At 64.8% G+C, this 15,508-nt stretch carries 17 protein-coding genes and 1 pseudogene; 12 read left to right on the top strand and 6 right to left on the bottom strand.

Annotation, left to right across the window (positions count from 1 at the left end; translation table 11 throughout):
* Window positions 1-67: 67 nt before the first annotated feature.
* The 10 genes and pseudogenes from QXH22_RS20350 to QXH22_RS20305 form a co-directional block, all read left to right on the top strand.
* Entirely contained in the window at window positions 68-1,096 is a 1,029-nt protein-coding gene (locus QXH22_RS20350) for a virulence factor Mce family protein (protein ID WP_306276777.1), read from the top strand.
* Window positions 1,093-2,325, top strand: coding sequence for a virulence factor Mce family protein (locus tag QXH22_RS20345; RefSeq protein WP_306276776.1), 1,233 nt, complete (start codon window positions 1,093-1,095; stop codon window positions 2,323-2,325). The genes QXH22_RS20350 and QXH22_RS20345 overlap by 4 nt, the downstream gene beginning before the upstream one ends.
* Window positions 2,322-3,575 carry a virulence factor Mce family protein gene (locus tag QXH22_RS20340; RefSeq protein WP_306276775.1) on the top strand — a complete coding sequence of 418 codons (1,254 nt, stop codon included), beginning with the start codon at window positions 2,322-2,324 and terminating at the stop codon, window positions 3,573-3,575. Before QXH22_RS20345 ends, QXH22_RS20340 begins: the two co-directional genes overlap by 4 nt.
* Window positions 3,572-4,714: a virulence factor Mce family protein gene (locus tag QXH22_RS20335; RefSeq protein ID WP_306276774.1), complete on the top strand. Its 1,143-nt coding sequence runs from the start codon at window positions 3,572-3,574 to the stop codon at window positions 4,712-4,714. The genes QXH22_RS20340 and QXH22_RS20335 overlap by 4 nt, the downstream gene beginning before the upstream one ends.
* Complete coding sequence (locus QXH22_RS20330; RefSeq protein ID WP_306276773.1) at window positions 4,714-6,168, top strand: MCE family protein; 1,455 nt, start codon at window positions 4,714-4,716, stop codon at window positions 6,166-6,168. Before QXH22_RS20335 ends, QXH22_RS20330 begins: the two co-directional genes overlap by 1 nt.
* Window positions 6,135-6,710: a mammalian cell entry protein gene (locus tag QXH22_RS20325; protein ID WP_371934269.1), complete on the top strand. Its 576-nt coding sequence runs from the start codon at window positions 6,135-6,137 to the stop codon at window positions 6,708-6,710. The genes QXH22_RS20330 and QXH22_RS20325 overlap by 34 nt, the downstream gene beginning before the upstream one ends.
* A gap of 5 nt (window positions 6,711-6,715) precedes the next feature.
* Window positions 6,716-7,198, top strand: coding sequence for a hypothetical protein (locus tag QXH22_RS20320; protein WP_306276939.1), 483 nt, complete (start codon window positions 6,716-6,718; stop codon window positions 7,196-7,198).
* A 4-nt stretch (window positions 7,199-7,202) separates the two neighbouring features.
* On the top strand, window positions 7,203-7,553 hold the full coding sequence (locus QXH22_RS20315; RefSeq protein ID WP_371934268.1) for a DUF732 domain-containing protein: 351 nt from the start codon (window positions 7,203-7,205) through the stop codon (window positions 7,551-7,553).
* 55 nt (window positions 7,554-7,608) lie between these two features.
* On the top strand, window positions 7,609-8,196 hold the full coding sequence (locus tag QXH22_RS20310) for a CAP domain-containing protein (protein ID WP_371934267.1): 588 nt from the start codon (window positions 7,609-7,611) through the stop codon (window positions 8,194-8,196).
* A gap of 106 nt (window positions 8,197-8,302) precedes the next feature.
* Window positions 8,303-8,563 (top strand): annotated as a pseudogene (locus QXH22_RS20305) (DUF222 domain-containing protein); the annotation flags it as partial.
* Between the two features lie 83 nt (window positions 8,564-8,646).
* Here QXH22_RS20305 and QXH22_RS20300 read toward each other — a convergent pair.
* Genes QXH22_RS20300 through QXH22_RS30550 form a run of 4 tightly spaced genes read right to left on the bottom strand, consistent with a single transcriptional unit; the run spans window position 8,647 to window position 10,974 of the window.
* The gene (locus tag QXH22_RS20300) at window positions 8,647-9,597 is read right to left on the bottom strand and encodes a nitronate monooxygenase family protein (RefSeq protein ID WP_306276770.1); all 951 of its coding nucleotides are present in this window, start codon (window positions 9,595-9,597) and stop codon (window positions 8,647-8,649) included.
* Window positions 9,587-9,991, bottom strand: coding sequence for an NYN domain-containing protein (locus QXH22_RS20295; RefSeq protein ID WP_306276769.1), 405 nt, complete (start codon window positions 9,989-9,991; stop codon window positions 9,587-9,589). The genes QXH22_RS20300 and QXH22_RS20295 overlap by 11 nt, the downstream gene beginning before the upstream one ends.
* 20 nt (window positions 9,992-10,011) lie before the next feature.
* Window positions 10,012-10,269 (bottom strand): hypothetical protein, encoded by a 258-nt coding sequence (locus QXH22_RS20290; protein ID WP_306240299.1) that lies wholly within the window; start codon window positions 10,267-10,269, stop codon window positions 10,012-10,014.
* Window positions 10,270-10,329: 60 nt separating this feature from the next.
* Window positions 10,330-10,974: a PE family protein gene (locus QXH22_RS30550; RefSeq protein WP_371934266.1), complete on the bottom strand. Its 645-nt coding sequence runs from the start codon at window positions 10,972-10,974 to the stop codon at window positions 10,330-10,332.
* A 324-nt stretch (window positions 10,975-11,298) separates the two neighbouring features.
* Here QXH22_RS30550 and QXH22_RS20280 point away from each other — a divergent pair, with 324 nt between their 5' ends.
* Both QXH22_RS20280 and QXH22_RS20275 read left to right on the top strand, forming a co-directional pair.
* Window positions 11,299-11,634 carry a PE family protein gene (locus tag QXH22_RS20280; protein ID WP_306240298.1) on the top strand — a complete coding sequence of 112 codons (336 nt, stop codon included), beginning with the start codon at window positions 11,299-11,301 and terminating at the stop codon, window positions 11,632-11,634.
* Between the two features lie 33 nt (window positions 11,635-11,667).
* Complete coding sequence (locus tag QXH22_RS20275) at window positions 11,668-13,041, top strand: hypothetical protein (RefSeq protein WP_306276768.1); 1,374 nt, start codon at window positions 11,668-11,670, stop codon at window positions 13,039-13,041.
* Here QXH22_RS20275 and QXH22_RS20270 read toward each other — a convergent pair.
* Both QXH22_RS20270 and QXH22_RS20265 read right to left on the bottom strand, forming a co-directional pair.
* A complete protein-coding gene (locus QXH22_RS20270) occupies window positions 13,038-13,745 on the bottom strand; it encodes a response regulator (protein ID WP_306276767.1) in 708 nt (235 codons plus the stop codon). The two genes, QXH22_RS20275 and QXH22_RS20270, sit on opposite strands and share 4 nt — an antisense overlap.
* Window positions 13,727-15,430, bottom strand: a complete 1,704-nt coding sequence (locus tag QXH22_RS20265) for an ATP-binding protein (protein ID WP_306240295.1) — start codon at window positions 15,428-15,430, stop codon at window positions 13,727-13,729. The genes QXH22_RS20270 and QXH22_RS20265 overlap by 19 nt, the downstream gene beginning before the upstream one ends.
* Window positions 15,431-15,508 lie beyond the last annotated feature (78 nt).

Here is a 15,508-nt window from a genome sequence, read left to right as displayed (position 1 = left end):
GGGGTACCACCGGCAGCACCTGGCCCACCGTGATCGGCCGAGAAACCACCAGAGCAGGAGAGCAACCATGCGGGACAGTCTGAGAGGCACCGTGCTGCGCCTCGGCGTCTTCTTCGCGGTGTGCCTGCTGACCGCTTTCGTGCTGATTGCCGTCTTCGGAGAGGTGCGGTTCACCGACGGCAAAACCTACTTCGCCGATTTCACGAACGTTTCAAACCTGCGGCAGGGCAAACTCGTTCGCATTGCCGGGGTGGAAGTCGGCAAGGTCACCAAGATTTCCATCAATCCCGATGCAACGGTGCACGTCGAGTTCACCGCAGAGGACTCGGTCACGCTCACCGAAGGGACGCAGGCCGTTATCCGCTACGACAATCTGTTCGGTGACCGCTATCTGGCCCTGGAGGAAGGCGCCGGTAACCTCACCGTTCTGCGCCCCGGACAGACGATTCCCCTGGCGCGCACCAAACCCGCCCTGGATCTCGACGCCCTGATCGGCGGCTTCAAACCACTTTTCCGCGCCCTCAACCCGGACCAGGTCAACGCGCTGAGCGATCAACTCCTGCAGGCTTTCCAGGGACAGGGGCCCACGATCACCTCATTCCTCGATCAGGCCGCGGTGCTGACCAACACGCTGGCCGACCGCGATCAGTTGATCGGGCAGGTCATCGGCAACCTCAACGTCGTCCTGGGTTCGCTTGGCGGCCAGAGCGATCGACTCGATCAGGCAGTCGTCTCACTGTCACAACTGGTGCGCGGACTTGCCGAACGCAAAAACGACATCTCGAATGCGCTGGCCTACACCAACGCCGCGTCGGGTTCCATCGCCGACCTGCTGGCACAGGCGCGTGCGCCGTTCACCAAAGTGGTGCACGAAACCGGCCGCGTCGCAGACATCGCGCTGGCCGACCACGACTATCTCGACAACCTGCTCAACACGCTGCCAGACAAGTATCAGGCGCTGGTACGCCAGGGCATGTACGGCGACTTCTTCGCCTTCTATCTGTGCGACGTGGTGCTCAAGGTCAACGGCAAAGGCGGACAACCGGTGTACGTCAAGGTCGCCGGGCAGCCGACGGGACGGTGCGCGCCGAAATGAGAAGCTTCACCGAACGCAACCGGCTTGTCCTCGGCACGGTCGGCATCGCTGCCGTGACCGCAGCGGTGGTGGGCGCCCTGCAATACCAACATCTTCCGTTCTTCGACCACGGCACGCGCGTCTCAGCCTACTTCGCCGACGCCGGCGGGCTCAGGACCGACAACACCGTCGAGGTGTCCGGCTATCCGGTGGGCAAGGTGTCCTCCATCGAGCTCGACGGACCCGGCGTACTGGTCACCTTCACCATCGACAACGACATCCGGCTCGGTGACCGCACGGAGGCGGCGATCAAGACCAAGGGCCTACTGGGCAGCAAGTTTCTCGATGTCCTGCCGCGCGGCGGGGGCCGGCTCACCGGACCGATCCCGATCGAGCGGACCATGTCGCCCTACCAATTGCCAGATGCGCTAGGCGATTTGGCGACCACGATCAGCGGCCTCAACACCAGCCAGCTGTCGGCGTCGCTGGACATGCTGTCGCAGACCTTCGCCGACACACCGGCAGATTTCCGGAACGCCGTCAAGGGAGTAGCCCGGCTCGCGCAGACCCTCGACGAGCGCGATACCCAGCTGCGCAACCTGCTCGACAATGCGGCCAAAGCGACGCGGGTGCTGGCCAAGCGCACTGACCAGATCGTCGACCTGGTGCGCGACACGAATGCCGTCCTCGCGCAACTGCGAACCCAGAGCACAGCGCTGGACCAACTGTGGGCGAACATCTCGGCGGTGTCGAAACAGTTGCAGGGCTTCATCGCCGAGAATCGGCAGCAACTACGCCCGGCACTGGACAAGCTCAATGGCGTACTCACCATCGTCGAGAACCGCAAAGAGCGCCTCCAACAGGCCCTTCCCTTGCTCAACTCCTATGTCATGTCGCTGGGTGAATCACTGTCGTCGGGACCGTTTTTCAAGGCCTACGTGGTCAATCTGCTGCCTGGCCAGTTCGTGCAGCCGTTCATCAGCGCCGCGTTCTCCGATCTGGGATTGGATCCGGCGACTCTGCTCCCCTCGCAACTGACCGACCCCCCGACCGGTCAGCCGGGCACGCCGGCCTTGCCTGTTCCGTACCCGCGGACGGGGCAGGGCGGCGAACCGCGACTGAATCTGCCCGACGCCATCACCGGCAACCCCGGCGATCCGCGCTACCCGTACCGTCCGGAACCGCCGGCTCCGCCACCAGGTGGACCGCCGCCCGGCCCACCGGTGCAGCAACCGGGAGGCACTCCGTGACAACGAGATTGCGGCGTGCCCGCTCGGTCCTGGCGACCACCCTTGCGCTGGTGTTCGTGGCGGGGGTCATCGTCGCGATGCGGACCGCGGGGGACACCGGCCGGACGGTCGTGGTCGCCTACTTCGACAACAGCAGCGGCCTGTTCGCCGGAGACGACATCCGCATCCGCGGAGTGCCGGTAGGGAAGATCCTCAAGATCGAACCCCAACCACTGCGGTCCAAGATCACCTTCTGGTTCGACCCGCGGCACAAGGTTCCCGCCGATGCGAAGGCAGCGATCCTGTCACCGCAACTGGTGACCGGCCGGGCGATTCAACTGACGCCTCCCTACCACGGCGGCCCCACCATGGTCGACGGTGCGGTCATTCCACAGGACCGCACCGCGGTGCCGGTCGAATGGGACGATCTGCGCAATCAGCTACAACGGCTCACCGAACTGCTGAAACCCACCCGGCCCGGCGGTGTCAGCACGCTCGGCGCCCTCATCAACACCGCCGCCGACAACCTGCGCGGCCAGGGCTCCACCATCCGCGACACCATCCTCAAACTCTCCCAGGCGGTCTCGGCGCTGGGCGACCACAGCAACGACATCTTCGCCACCCTGAAGAACTTGTCGACCTTGGTGACGGCGTTGCACGACAGCGCGGATCTGCTCGAGCAACTCAACCGGAATCTGGCTTCGGTCTCCGCACTGCTGGCCGACGATCCCCACAAGGTCGCCGCGGCGGCCGAGGATCTGAACGCCGTCGTCGCCGACGTTCAAAGTTTCGCCGCCGATAACCGCGAGGCGGTCGGGACGGCATCGGACAAACTGTCGTCGATCACCCAGGCGCTGGTGGCCAGCCTCGACGACATCAAGCAGACCCTGCACATCAGCCCGACCGTGCTGCAGAACTTCAACAACATCTTCGAGCCGGCCAACGGATCGCTGACCGGAGCTCTGGCCGGTACCAATATGGCCAATCCAATCGCGTTCCTGTGCGGGGCAATTCAGGCGGCCTCACGACTCGGCGGGGAGCAGGCAGCGAAGCTCTGCGCGCAGTACATGGCCCCGATCGTCAAGAACCGTCAGTACAACTTCCCGCCGCTGGGGGAGAACCTGTTCGTCGGGGCGCAGGCCAGACCTAACGAGATCACCTACAGCGAGGACTGGATGCGTCCCGACTTCGTGCCGCCCGGTGCGCCGGTACACCCCGATCCCGCCGCCGGCCTTCCCGGACTGATGTTGCCGCCCGGAGCCGGCTCATGAAAAGACTGGTGGCGCTCGCAGCGGCGCTTGCAATCGTGGCCGGCGTTTCCGGATGTGGCTGGCACGGGCTGAACTCACTGCCACTACCCGGCACGGAGGGCAATGGACCCGGCTCATTTGTGATCGCCGTGCAGATGCCCGACGTCAACAACATCCAGGCGAATTCACGGGTGCGCGTCGCGGACGTGACAGTCGGTCACGTCACCAAAATCGAGCGGCAGGGCTGGCACGCGCTGGTCACCATGCGCCTCAACAGTGATGTCGCGCTGCCCGAAAACGCTACGGCAAAAATCGGCACCACCAGCCTGCTGGGCTCCTATCACATCGAGCTGGCGCCACCGAAAACCGAAGCACCCCAGGGTAAGTTGCGTGCCGGATCAGTCATTCCGCTCTCACGCGGCAGTGCCTATCCGAGTACCGAGCAGACGTTGGCAGCGTTGTCCCTGGTACTCAACGGCGGCGGCCTGGGCCAGATCCAGGACATCACCGAGGCATTGAGTACTGCGTTCCGCGGCCGTGAGCATGACGTGCGCAGCTTGATCGGGCAACTGGACCGCTTCTCGGCCTACCTCAACGATCAGTCCGGCGACATCATCGCCGCTACCGACAGTTTGAACAGGGTGGTCGGCAAGTTCGCCACCCAGCAACCCGTACTGGACCGCGCGTTGGCGACCATCCCTGAAGCACTCGCGGTGCTCAACGACGAACGCGACAAGCTCGTCGAGGCCGCCGATCAGTTGAGCAAATTCAGCGCCCTGACGACGGACTCGGTCAACAAAACCAAAGCCAGCCTGGTCAGCGAATTATCACAGTTGGGACCGGTTTTGGAGTCACTGGCCAATGCCGGACCGAGTCTGACGCGGTCGCTGTCGCTACTGGGCACCTTCCCGTTCCCTAATGAGACGTTCCAGAACTTCCAGCGCGGCGACTACGCCAACCTGACGGCGATCGTCGACCTGACGCTCAGCCGGATCGACCAGGGCATCTTCACCGGCACCCGGTGGGAGTGCCATCTCACCCAACTCGAACTGCAGTGGGGCCGCACCATCGGCCAGTTCCCCAGTCCGTGTACCGGTGGCTTCCGGGGCACGCCAGGTAATCCGCTGACGGCCCCCTACCACTTTGAGCAGGGGCCCTAGTGCTACACCTGCCGCGGCGAATCATCGTCCAATTGGTCATCTTCGGCGTCATCGCCCTGAGCGTGCTGGCAGTGACGTTCTTGCACTTCGTCAGATTGCCGGCCATGTTGTTCGGGGTCGGCCGATATACGGTGACGATGCAGCTGCCGGAATCGGGCAGACTCTACGGAACCGGCAACGTCACCTACCGCGGATTCGAGGTGGGCCGAGTGGAATCCGTGCGACTGACCGAGTCCGGCGTCGAAGCGGTGCTGTCTTTGAAATCCGGCATCGACATCCCGTCCGACCTCAAGGCGGAGGTACACAGCCACACCGCGATCGGCGAATCCTACGTCGAGTTGCTGCCCCGCAACGGCACCTCACCGCCACTCAAAGACGGCGACGTGATTGCGCTGTCCAACACCTCGGTGCCGCCCGACATCAATGGATTGCTCAGCTCCGCCAACTCGGCCATCGCTGCGATACCTCGCGACAACCTGCAGACCGTCGTCGACGAGTCATACACCGCCGTCGGTGGCCTGGGGCCCGAACTGTCGCGACTGGTAGCAGGTTCGACTACCTTGGCGACCGACGCCCGCCGGAATCTCGATCCGCTGTTGACGCTGATCGACCGCACGCCAGCGGTGCTTGACTCCCAGACCCAGACCTCGGATGCGATCGCGGGTTGGGCCTCGCACCTGGCGGCCGTCACCGCCGATCTACAGGCGCACGACGGCGCGGTCAGCGGCATCCTCGAGCACGGCGGCCCGGCCCTGCAGGAAGTGCGTCAGCTGATCGACCGCGTGCAACCGACCCTGCCGGTTCTCCTGGCCAACCTGGTCAGCGTCGGCCAGGTGGCGTTGACCTATCAGAACGACATCGAGCAACTCCTCGTCGTGTTCCCACGCTCGATCGAGGCCGAACAGGCGGGCATTCTCGCCAACCTCAACACCAAGCAGGACTATCGAGGGCAGTACTTGAGTTTCAACCTGAACCTCAATCTGCCACCGCCGTGTACCACCGGCTTCCTGCCAGCCCAGCAGCAGCGCATCCCGACGTTCGAGGACTATCCGGGCCGACCGGCCGGTGACCTGTACTGCCGGGTGCCGCAGGACTCACCGCTGAATGTTCGCGGCGCGCGAAACATCCCATGCGAAACCGTGGCCGGAAAGCGGGCGCCCACGGTCAAACTCTGCGAGAGCGCCGAGCAGTACGTGCCGCTCAATGACGGCTTCAACTGGAAGGGCGACCCGAACGCCACGATGTCGGGGCAGGCGGTCCCGCAGTTGCCACCCGGATCCGCGCCCCTGCCGACGCCCCCACCCGCGCCCCCGCCGCCGGCCGCGGCCGAATACGACCCTGCCACCGGCACTTACACCGGACCCGACGGGCACCAGTACACCCGATCGGATCTCGCTCAAACCGCACCGAAGGACAAGACATGGCAATCGATGCTGCTGCCGCCGGGCAGCTGACAGCGGAATCCGTTGCAGCTGAGGATGAATCCCCGGTGCCGATGCGAGGGAGACGGACTCTTTCCGCCCAAGGGTGGTCGACGGTGTTCGGTGTGCTTGCAGTGGTCGCCTTGACGACACTGACTTGCTGGCTCGGAATGCGCTGCCATCAGTCGCGCAACGCTCAGGCCCAGCGCAGTCAGTTCCTTCAGGTGGCCCGGCAGGGTGCACTGAACCTGACGACCATCGATTGGCAGCACGCCGACGTGGATGTGCGGCGAATACTGGACGGCGCCACGGGGGAGTTCTACAACGACTTCGCCAGGCGGTCAGGCCCGTTCATCGAGGTGCTGCAACAGGCCAAGGCCACGACGGTCGGCACCATCACCGAGGCGGGGCTGGAGTCAGAGGCCGCCGATTCCGCCCAGGCGTTGGTGGAAGTGTCCGTACAGACCTCGAATGCCGGCGAAGTTGAACCGGTTCCCCGGATATGGCGAATGCGGGTCACAGTTGCCAAAATCGGCGATCAAGTCAAGGTCTCCAACGTAGGATTCGTGCCATGAGCGCGATCAAATGGTCGCGGGTGCTCACCTACGGACTGCTGCCGGCGGTGGCGTTGTCGCTGGCGGCGGCTGCTGGCTGGCTGAAGTGGCAGGACACATCGGTCCGCGACGGAATCGTGGCTCGCACCGAATCGATACGTGCCGCCACCGAAGGCACCGTCGCGTTGTTGTCCTACAAGCCCGACACCGTGCAGCAGGATCTCGACGCCGCGCGCGGTCGGTTGACCGGTACGTTCCTCAGCGCCTACACCCAACTCACCCACGATGTGGTGATCCCCGGCGCCAAGCAGAAGCAAATCTCCGCCGTCGCGACCGTTCCGGGAGCCGCGTCGGTTTCGGCGACCGCTGACCATGCCGTGGTTCTGTTGTTCGTGAGCCAGACTGTCACCGTCGGCCATGACGCACCTACCAGCACCACGTCCAACGTCCGGGTCACCCTCGACAAACGCGGCGGGCGTTGGCTGATCTCGCAGTTCGATCCGGTCTGAGGTGATGCCGATGCGCCGCTTCGCTTCTCTCATCGTATTGGCCGGCCCGTTGCTGGTCGTCGGCGCGCAACCACAGGCTCACGCTGATGCTGTCGCCTACCTGGTGAACGTGACGATGCGGCCCGGATACGGCTTCGCCAATGCCGATGAGGCTTTGCAGTACGGAAATAGTTTGTGCGACAGGATTTCTGAGGGACGCAGCTATGCGCTGCTGATCGGCGATATCAAGACCGACTTCAACACAGCCGACGAGTATCAAGCGTCTTATCTATTGAGCCAGGCCGTCAACGAGTTGTGCCCTGCCCTGATTTGGCAACTACGCAACTCTGCGGCCAACTATCGGATTGGAGGCTGAGATGCGACGGCTCGTACTCACACTTTCTACACTCTCACTGGGCGTGGTGTCCGGTATGGCCACAGCGCATGCGGACAATAAGCGCCTCAACGACAGCGTGGTCGCCAATGTGTTCACCGTGCAACACCAGGCCGGCTGCAAAAACGATGTAAGGATCAACCCCCAGCTGCAGTTTGCCGCTCAACGGCACACGCTGGATGTCCTGAACAACCGAAACCTTAATGGCGACATCGGCTCCGACGGTTCCACACCCCAGGACCGAGCCGCCGCTGCCGGCTATCGCGGCAAGGTCGCCGAAACGGTGGCAATAAATCCCGCCATGGCGATCAGCGGGGTCGAGTTGCTCAACCAGTGGTATTACGAGCCCGCATATTTCGCGATCATGTCGAACTGCGCCAACAGTCAGATTGGCGTGTGGTCGGAGAACAGCCCGGACCGGACTGTTGTGGTAGCGGTCTATGGCCAGCCTGACGCCCCCACTGTTACCCCACCCCGGTCGCCATCCGCTGTGGCAGCGCAGGAGAACATTCCTCTTGATCCCCGGCCGGATTACGACGCCACCGACGAGATCGAGTACGCGGTCGATTGGTTTCCCTGGATCCTGCGCGGCGTGAACCCGCCGCCTGGAATTCCGCCGGAGTAGAGGAGCAGTGCGGCGCAACCGTTGAGCATCAGATAAGCTTATTTATCAAGGCCTTTCGTCCTCGTCGCGATCCGAACTTGTCGGTGGTCCTTCGTAGAATTCGGGTATGTCATCGAGTTCGCTTGAGGAGATCGTGGAGGTCTTCGACGCGTCCGAGGAGGTGCAGGACCGGCTGTGCGCGTTGAGCTTTGACGCACTCACCACCCCCGAGCTGCTGCGGGCCCTGGAGCGCCTGGAACGCCGCGAGCGCCGAGATCGGTCGGTGCGCCACACCCTGATCAACCAACTCAAAACCCAGGCCAGTGCGGACGAGCTCGGCGGCAAACTGCCCGCCGCACTGGCCGACCGGCTACGGATCACCAAAGCCGAAGCCAACACCGGACCAGGGCAAGCCCTACACCGCGCACATGCGAGTGACCAAGGTCGACAGAGAGCAGATGTTGTTCGACGTCAATTCCCGGCCGAGCTAGGCAGCCGATCGGCAGTGGCGGCCAACACCTGCCGGCACCCCGCCCACATTCGGTCAATGATGTCGGCGGCCGGCGGAAGATCGTCGATGCGCCCGGCGACCTGACCGGTGTTCGCGACACTGGCGTCCATATCGCCGTCGAAGTAAAGCCGTTGCACCCGCTGCAGTGCTGCGCCTCCGGCCTCGAATGATCCGGCGCTATCCAGCTTTTCGGCGGCAGGCGTCCGAATCACGCGCATCATCCGCCTGCCGTCCAGAGGCAGCAGCACCGTGGACGTCTCGTCGGCACTGACCACCGCCTGCTTGAGGTTGCCGTGCACCGGGGAGTCCGCCGAAGCCAGCAGTCGGGTTCCCATCTGCACACCGTCGGCGCCGAGTACCAACGCGGCAGCCATCGATCGGGCGTCACAGATACCACCCGCCGCCACGATCGGCACGTCGACATGTGCTGCCACCAAGGGCAATAAGACCATCGTCGAGGCGCCGAAGCGATTCTTGAAGCCGCCCCCCTCCACACCTTCGACCACCAGGCCGTCCACGCCGGCGTCCACGGCCTTCCTCGCCGCCGCCAGCGTGCCGACCACGTGGAACACGGTGATGCCAGCGTCATGCAGGCGGGTGGTGAACAGCGACGGGTCACCGGCCGACGTCGTGACAAAACGAATATTGTTGTCCGCCAGGAGATCGACGACCGCCTGGTCGCGATTGAACAGCAACGCGATGTTGGCTCCGACGGGCCGGTCGGTGAGTTCGCCCACCCGCTGCACGTCGGCACGACCCTGTTCGGACGTGGTTTCGATAATTCCCAGCGCCCCGGCATTGGACACCGCCGCCGCCAGTTGAGCGCCGGCGATGTAGGTCATGGGCGCTTGAACGATCGGGATGTCAATGCCCGCCAGCGCGCATAACCGGTTGGTCTGATCAATCGGCATGGGGCCCTCCGCGTTTGACGTTGCGCGGGTCGATCAGGTCACGGAAACCTTCGGCGCGGGTCACCGACGCACCGAGGCTGCGCACCCGCTCGCTCAGCACCCTGTCTGATGTCACGACCCGGATTTCGCTGGGCCGTGGGTCGGCCCGGACCAACCGGACGATCTCGTCATCGGCCGAATTCGCCGCCGCCCGAGGCGCATACGTCACCTCGATCAGTGACGACCGGATCGGCGTCGACGGCGGGCGCTCGAACACTACCGTGACCGGCTCACGCTGAGCGTCGGCCCAGCTGTCAAGCCGGTCCGCCAACACCACCATGGCGCGCTGACGATCCTTCCACCAGCCATCCGGGCGACTACCGATGACATTCATTCCGTCGACGATCCACCGCACACCTCACGGTACGACCATGCTCAGAACCAGCGACGTCTGCGGGTGGTCCTGCTGTAATTTCGGGCACTCTCTTCCAGAGCTCCCAGCGCGTTGATGATTTCCAGTTGCGACAGAATCATCAGCCCGTTCAGCTGCTTGAGCCGCTCCGGGTTGGCGGCAATCGACTCCTCATCGTCGACATAGATGAGCAGAAAGTCCCGCAGCGCCTGACTGCCCTTCATCCGCTCGGGGACCTTCATCTGCCGCAGGACAGTGGCCATCTCGGGCTCGTCGGTCACAACAGCGCTCCTTCACGTCGAGTGTCACGCGTTAGCGTAGATGCCTCGACAGCGTGAAAGTCAGAGCAGCCGCTCGCGGGCCTGCTCGTCCTCGCCCTCGTGTTGGCGATCTTCTTGCTCGTCGGCGGGCGCGGTGGCCGACGCCAGGCTTGCTTTCGAGGCGCCACCGGAGGCCCCGGCGCCGCTCATCCCGCTGCCCAGCGGGGCCGCACCGCTCATCGCCGACGAACCAGCGTTGGCAACCGCGGATGTTGTCCCCGGCGACGCCGCCTCAGCTGCGAAACCCGCTACCAGGGGATTGCTCGCCGCGGCGCCGAGTTGGCTCTGCAATGCGGCGGCACCTAGTCCGCCCCCGCTGAGGCTGGACCCGCTGGCCGCCCCGAACCGCGACATGGTGGCCGTACTGAACGCCAACGCGCCTGCCGCGGAATCGTCGGATTCGCCATACATCCTGGCGATGTCGGTCAACGCGCTGCCAGCGCGCATCAGTTCTTCCTGAGCAGCAGTATTCTGCGCGAGCATGGTCGCGGCCTCCTGCGCAAAGGCCATCACCGCCTGCATCGAGACTTCTTCGCCGCCAGCAGGTATCAGGCCGGTCAACACCGACATGGCCGCCGTCGAAGCGGTGCTGATGCCCTGGCTACCGATGTCGACCAATTGCGAACCGATGTCACCGGCGGCCGGGTCATGGGACATGGAATCCATTGCCATCTGCGTGCTGCTCCTGTGTTTGTGCGCGGCCACTACGGCGAGCGTGCCGGTCCGGCCGCGCTGGACAACAACTCAATTCTAAGGTCCCCGCAGGGGGCCCCGAAGCACTTTCTGCTGCGCCGGAACCGGCCCTGAGCACAATGCGCAAAACTACGAAATCGTCGCTTACTCCGACTATCGCCCACAACCGCGACATGGCTTCCACCGCGCCCTAACTTCGATTCCAACAAGTGAGGCGTCTGCCACGCGGGAACGCATTGTCCGTCAATTTTCGCATCGCGGGGAAAATCCGGCTTTGCAGAGATGAGGAGTACACGAATGGAACCCATGACATTTGATCCGGTCGTCGGCGACATCGGTGCGCAGGTGGTACAACTCGGCATCAGCAGCCTCGAGGCCGGCGAGCACGCACAACTGTCCATCACCGGCCTGGCGCCCGCCGGCGCCGACGAGGTATCGATGCAGGCAGTGACTGCTTTCCATGAGGACGCCGCAGCATTGCTGCAGGTGCACCGAGCCGCCCAGGAAGAACTGGTGCGCACCGGTACGACCTTCACGCAGATTTCGCAGACCTACACCGATGCCGACCGGTCAGCCGCTGACGCCGTCATTCTCAGCGCGCTGCCGATGTCGAATCCGTGGGCCAGCGAATAAATTACCGCTATTTCCACTAATTAGGAGTCAGAAATGCGCGCCCACGACAATTCCCACCGCCACGTCGACAATGTCATCGATTTGGCCGACCAGGCCATGTTCCTGGGCGAAAAGGCCACCGGAGCCACCGGCCTGCTGCAGTGCGCCTGGGTTTACCACCGCGCGATCGACCTCGACGGCCTGCGGACGTTTTATGGCCACCTGCGGCAGGGACGGCTGCGGCGCAGCATCGAGCGCTCACCATTGCCGTTCGGCCGCCACCGGTGGGTGACCCCGCAACGTTGGTCCGACGTCGAGATCGTCGCGACGCCGCGACTTCGCGCGGAGTTCGATGCCTGGCTCGTCGAGCAGGCGCACACTCCGCTGGACGCGGAGCATGGGCCGCCGTGGCACCTTGCGGTGCTCCCGTTCACCGAAGGGGGCGCCGGGGTGAGTCTGGTGCTGTCGCATTGCCTGGCTGACGGACTGGGGCTGTGCGAGGCGTTGGTGGACGCCGCTTCGGGACACGACGACGCGATCCGCTGGCCCGCGGCCCGGTCGCGCCGGCGCTCGAAAGTGCTGCGGAAAGACCTTCGTCAGACGATGCGCGATATGCCGGCTACCGGCCGCGCCGCCCGCGCCGTTGCCCGGTTGGCCTGGCGGGAACGCGGCGCCGCCGCGCCGGCGTCGTCGACTCGGCGGGCCGCCAGGGATGAACTGGTTGCGATGCCGATGACGACGGTTTTCCTCGACGGCAGAGAGTGGGACTCGCGCGCGCACGCACTCGGTGGCACCAGCAACACATTGTTCGCCGCGGTCGCGGCCCGGTTGGGTCAGCGGGTGGGCCGGGTGGCGGCAGACGGCTCGCTTGTCCTGGCCATGCCTGTCAACGAGCGCATTCCCGGCGATACCCGCGCCAACGCGGTGACCAACGCCGACATCACCATCCCGCGCGTACCGGATCCGACCGACCTTCGTGAGATCCGGTGGACCATCAAGGATGCGCTGACCCGCCACAAGGAGGCTCCCAATGAGCGGTGGGACCTGATGCCGCTGGTGCCCTTCCTGCCCAAGCGAATGGTCAGAAAGTTGGTCGGGATCGCTGCCGGCACGCCGAGCACCGTCGTCACGTCCAACGTCGGCGCCATCGACTCTGCGGTGACGCGGGCCGACGGCACACCAGCCGACTGTTTCGCGGTGATGTCGCTGTTTCCCGGGGTGACGACGTCGATGATGCACAGCACCGGAGGACGGTTGGCGCTGGCTTCCGGACGCGTGCAGGGCCGCATGTTCATCTCCGTCCTTGCTTATCAGCCGGACCGCTTCAATTCGGATGACGTTCTGCGGCAGGACCTTCTGAGCACGCTGGGGGAGTTCGGATTGGCCGCCACCTGCGGCTGGTCACATCCGGTCGACGAAGCCGCCTAACGGCCGCGGGCCGTGTCGGTCGATCCGCGCGGGGAGCGCGCGGATCGATTGGCGGCCGCGAACTCCTGTTCCGGTCGGCCCGTCGTCCCGTATCGCAACCCCACACTCACCTCCCCGGTGGTGGCCAGCGCGGCCAGATAGCGTTGCGCCGTCGCTCGCGAAATACCGATCGCGCCGGCTACCTCTGCGGCGGACATCGGCGCCTCGGACGAGTGCAAGGCTTGCAGCACAAGCTTTTTCGTCGGCGATGCCACCGTGGTGGTCGACTGAACCGGAACGACCTTGGGGCGCAGCGCATCCAGCGCCGAGTCCACGTCGGCGGCGCTCAGGTTCGGACTGGACAGGATCTTGCGGTAACGCGCGTAGCCGGACAGCCGCGCGGCCAGTTCAGTCGTCGCGAAGGGCTTGACCAGATAACTCACCGCGCCCGCCGCCATCGCCGAGCGGACGGTGTCGGCCTCCGTGGCCGCCGTGAGAACCATGCTGTCGCTGCGTAGTTCGCGAATGAAATCAATGCCGGAGCCGTCGGGCAGGTAGACATCGACCAGTGCGAGGTCGACGGGAGCGGCGCGTCGGGCGGCGGCCAGGGTGTTAGCGGTGGCGGCCACAACGAAACCAGGCATCGCATCGACGATTCCGGCATGCATGTTGGCGACCCGGAAGTCGTCGTCGACCACCAGCACGGTCAGGTCTGTTCCGCCCACTGCTCCTCCTCAGTCATCACACCCGGCAGGCGGGCGATGAACTCTGCACCCACCAGCCCCGCCGGGGCGGCCGGGTCACCCGGACTGGACAACCGAAGTTCACCGCCGAGAGAGCGGCTGATCTGGCGTGACAACGCGAGCCCGATGCCGCGGCCACCAGGTATTCCGGAGTCGGGCTTGGTCGTTGTGCCCTCGGTGAACATCTTCTCGACGAAGTCGGGTGCGACGCCGTCACCACTGTCGGCCACCGTGACATGCAGGGTCGAGCCCTCCTGCACGAGTTCGATTTCCACTTCCTTGACCGGGTTCTCACTCATCCGGGCGGCGTCGATCGCATTGTCGAGCAGATTGCCTACCACGGTAGTGACGTCCACGGGAAGCTCGAGCCGTCCTGACACCCAGGTGTTTTCGCCGATCCTGAGCGTCACGCCCGCTTCCCGGGCGGCCGCGGCCTTGGCACCGAGGAATGCCTGCAGGTGATTGTCGCGGATGGAATCGATGCCGGGAATTGCCGAACCGAGCGGACCGGATCCGAGCAACTCCTCCAGGTATTGGAGTCCCTCCTCGACATGGCCGGTGTGCAACAGCCCGTTCAGCAGATGGAGCCGGTTGGCGAACTCATGACGCTGCGCGCGCAGCGCCGTGCTCATCACCTGCACGGCATCGAGTTGCCGGGTCAGTGACTCGACATCGGTCCGGTCACGCACCACCAGTACGGTGCCCAGCGGCCGGCCGTCACGCTGCACTTTGCGGGCGGAGACCACCACGATGCGCTGTCCGATGGTGGCCAGAGTCGGTGCCGAGTCGGCGGCGTGGAACACATCGAGAACACGTGGTGTCAAACCGATTTCGTCGATTCGGCCGCCCAGCTCGGTACCGATCTCGAGTAACCGGCAGGCTTCGTCGTTGACGAAGGTGATGCTGCCGGTTTCGTCCGCCGCCAGCACACCCTCGCCGATGCCGTGCAGCACGGCAGCCTGCGTGCGGACCAGTTCGGCCATCTCGGCCGGTCGCAGGCCGAGCGTCATTCCCCGCCAGCGCCGGGCCAGCGCCACCGAGCCGACCACGCCGATCAGCAGCGCCGCGCCGCCCAGCGGGGCCAGCACCCGGAGATTCCTGGAGAACTGTTCGTCGAACTCCTTGGTGGATATGCCGACGCTGACCATGCCCAGCACCCGGTTCGTCCCCGGTTCGACCACGGGCACCTTGGCCACGATGGACCGTCCCAGAGTGCCCGACTGATGGACGACTTCTTCGTGTCCGCTGAGGGCTTTCGAGGGATCGGTGCTCACCCGCAGGCCCAGCTCGGCGCGGCGGGGGTGCGCGAGCCTGATGCCCTGCGCGTTGGTGATGACGACGAACAACACATGAGTGCGTTGCTCTACCCGGGTGGCCACGGACTGCAGCGGGCCCGTAGCAAGCTCATTGGTCAGGGCCGGCGGCGCGGTCACGGTCGGGGTCAACGAGACATCCTCGTAGCGGCCGATGTTGTTCAGCACGGTCGGGGAGGACGCCACGACGCGTGCGATATCCATTGCGTGCACGCCGTATTGCAGGTCCAGACGGTGGCGGTTGAACTCGGCGAACAGCCCGAACGCCACGATCAGCGTCAGCGTGACGACGACCAGTTGCAGCAGAAGAATCCGGCTGGCGAGCCGCAGGTCGATGCGACCCCTGGTGGCCATGCCGGGGACCCTATCACGCCATCTGAGCAGAATGCGCAAAACCGATGGACTCATGTGCCGGGTGGTCGGGCCCACCGC

It is taken from the genome of Mycobacterium sp. TY814, from assembly GCF_030755175.1.
GTDB lineage: Bacteria > Actinomycetota > Actinomycetes > Mycobacteriales > Mycobacteriaceae > Mycobacterium.
This window is presented reverse-complemented; position numbering and strand designations above follow the sequence as displayed.

Coding starts and splice junctions, on each gene's coding strand:
- QXH22_RS20350 (WP_306276777.1), top strand. CDS start 68: ATGCGGGACAGTCTGAGAGGCACCGTGCTGCGCCTCGGCGTCTTCTTC.
- QXH22_RS20345 (WP_306276776.1), top strand. CDS start 1,093: ATGAGAAGCTTCACCGAACGCAACCGGCTTGTCCTCGGCACGGTCGGC.
- QXH22_RS20335 (WP_306276774.1), top strand. CDS start 3,572: ATGAAAAGACTGGTGGCGCTCGCAGCGGCGCTTGCAATCGTGGCCGGC.
- QXH22_RS20325 (WP_371934269.1), top strand. CDS start 6,135: ATGGCAATCGATGCTGCTGCCGCCGGGCAGCTGACAGCGGAATCCGTT.
- QXH22_RS20315 (WP_371934268.1), top strand. CDS start 7,203: ATGCCGATGCGCCGCTTCGCTTCTCTCATCGTATTGGCCGGCCCGTTG.
- QXH22_RS20310 (WP_371934267.1), top strand. CDS start 7,609: ATGGCCACAGCGCATGCGGACAATAAGCGCCTCAACGACAGCGTGGTC.
- QXH22_RS20300 (WP_306276770.1), bottom strand. CDS start 9,597: ATGCCGATTGATCAGACCAACCGGTTATGCGCGCTGGCGGGCATTGAC.
- QXH22_RS30550 (WP_371934266.1), bottom strand. CDS start 10,974: ATGGATTCCATGTCCCATGACCCGGCCGCCGGTGACATCGGTTCGCAA.
- QXH22_RS20280 (WP_306240298.1), top strand. CDS start 11,299: ATGGAACCCATGACATTTGATCCGGTCGTCGGCGACATCGGTGCGCAG.
- QXH22_RS20275 (WP_306276768.1), top strand. CDS start 11,668: ATGCGCGCCCACGACAATTCCCACCGCCACGTCGACAATGTCATCGAT.
- QXH22_RS20265 (WP_306240295.1), bottom strand. CDS start 15,430: ATGGCCACCAGGGGTCGCATCGACCTGCGGCTCGCCAGCCGGATTCTT.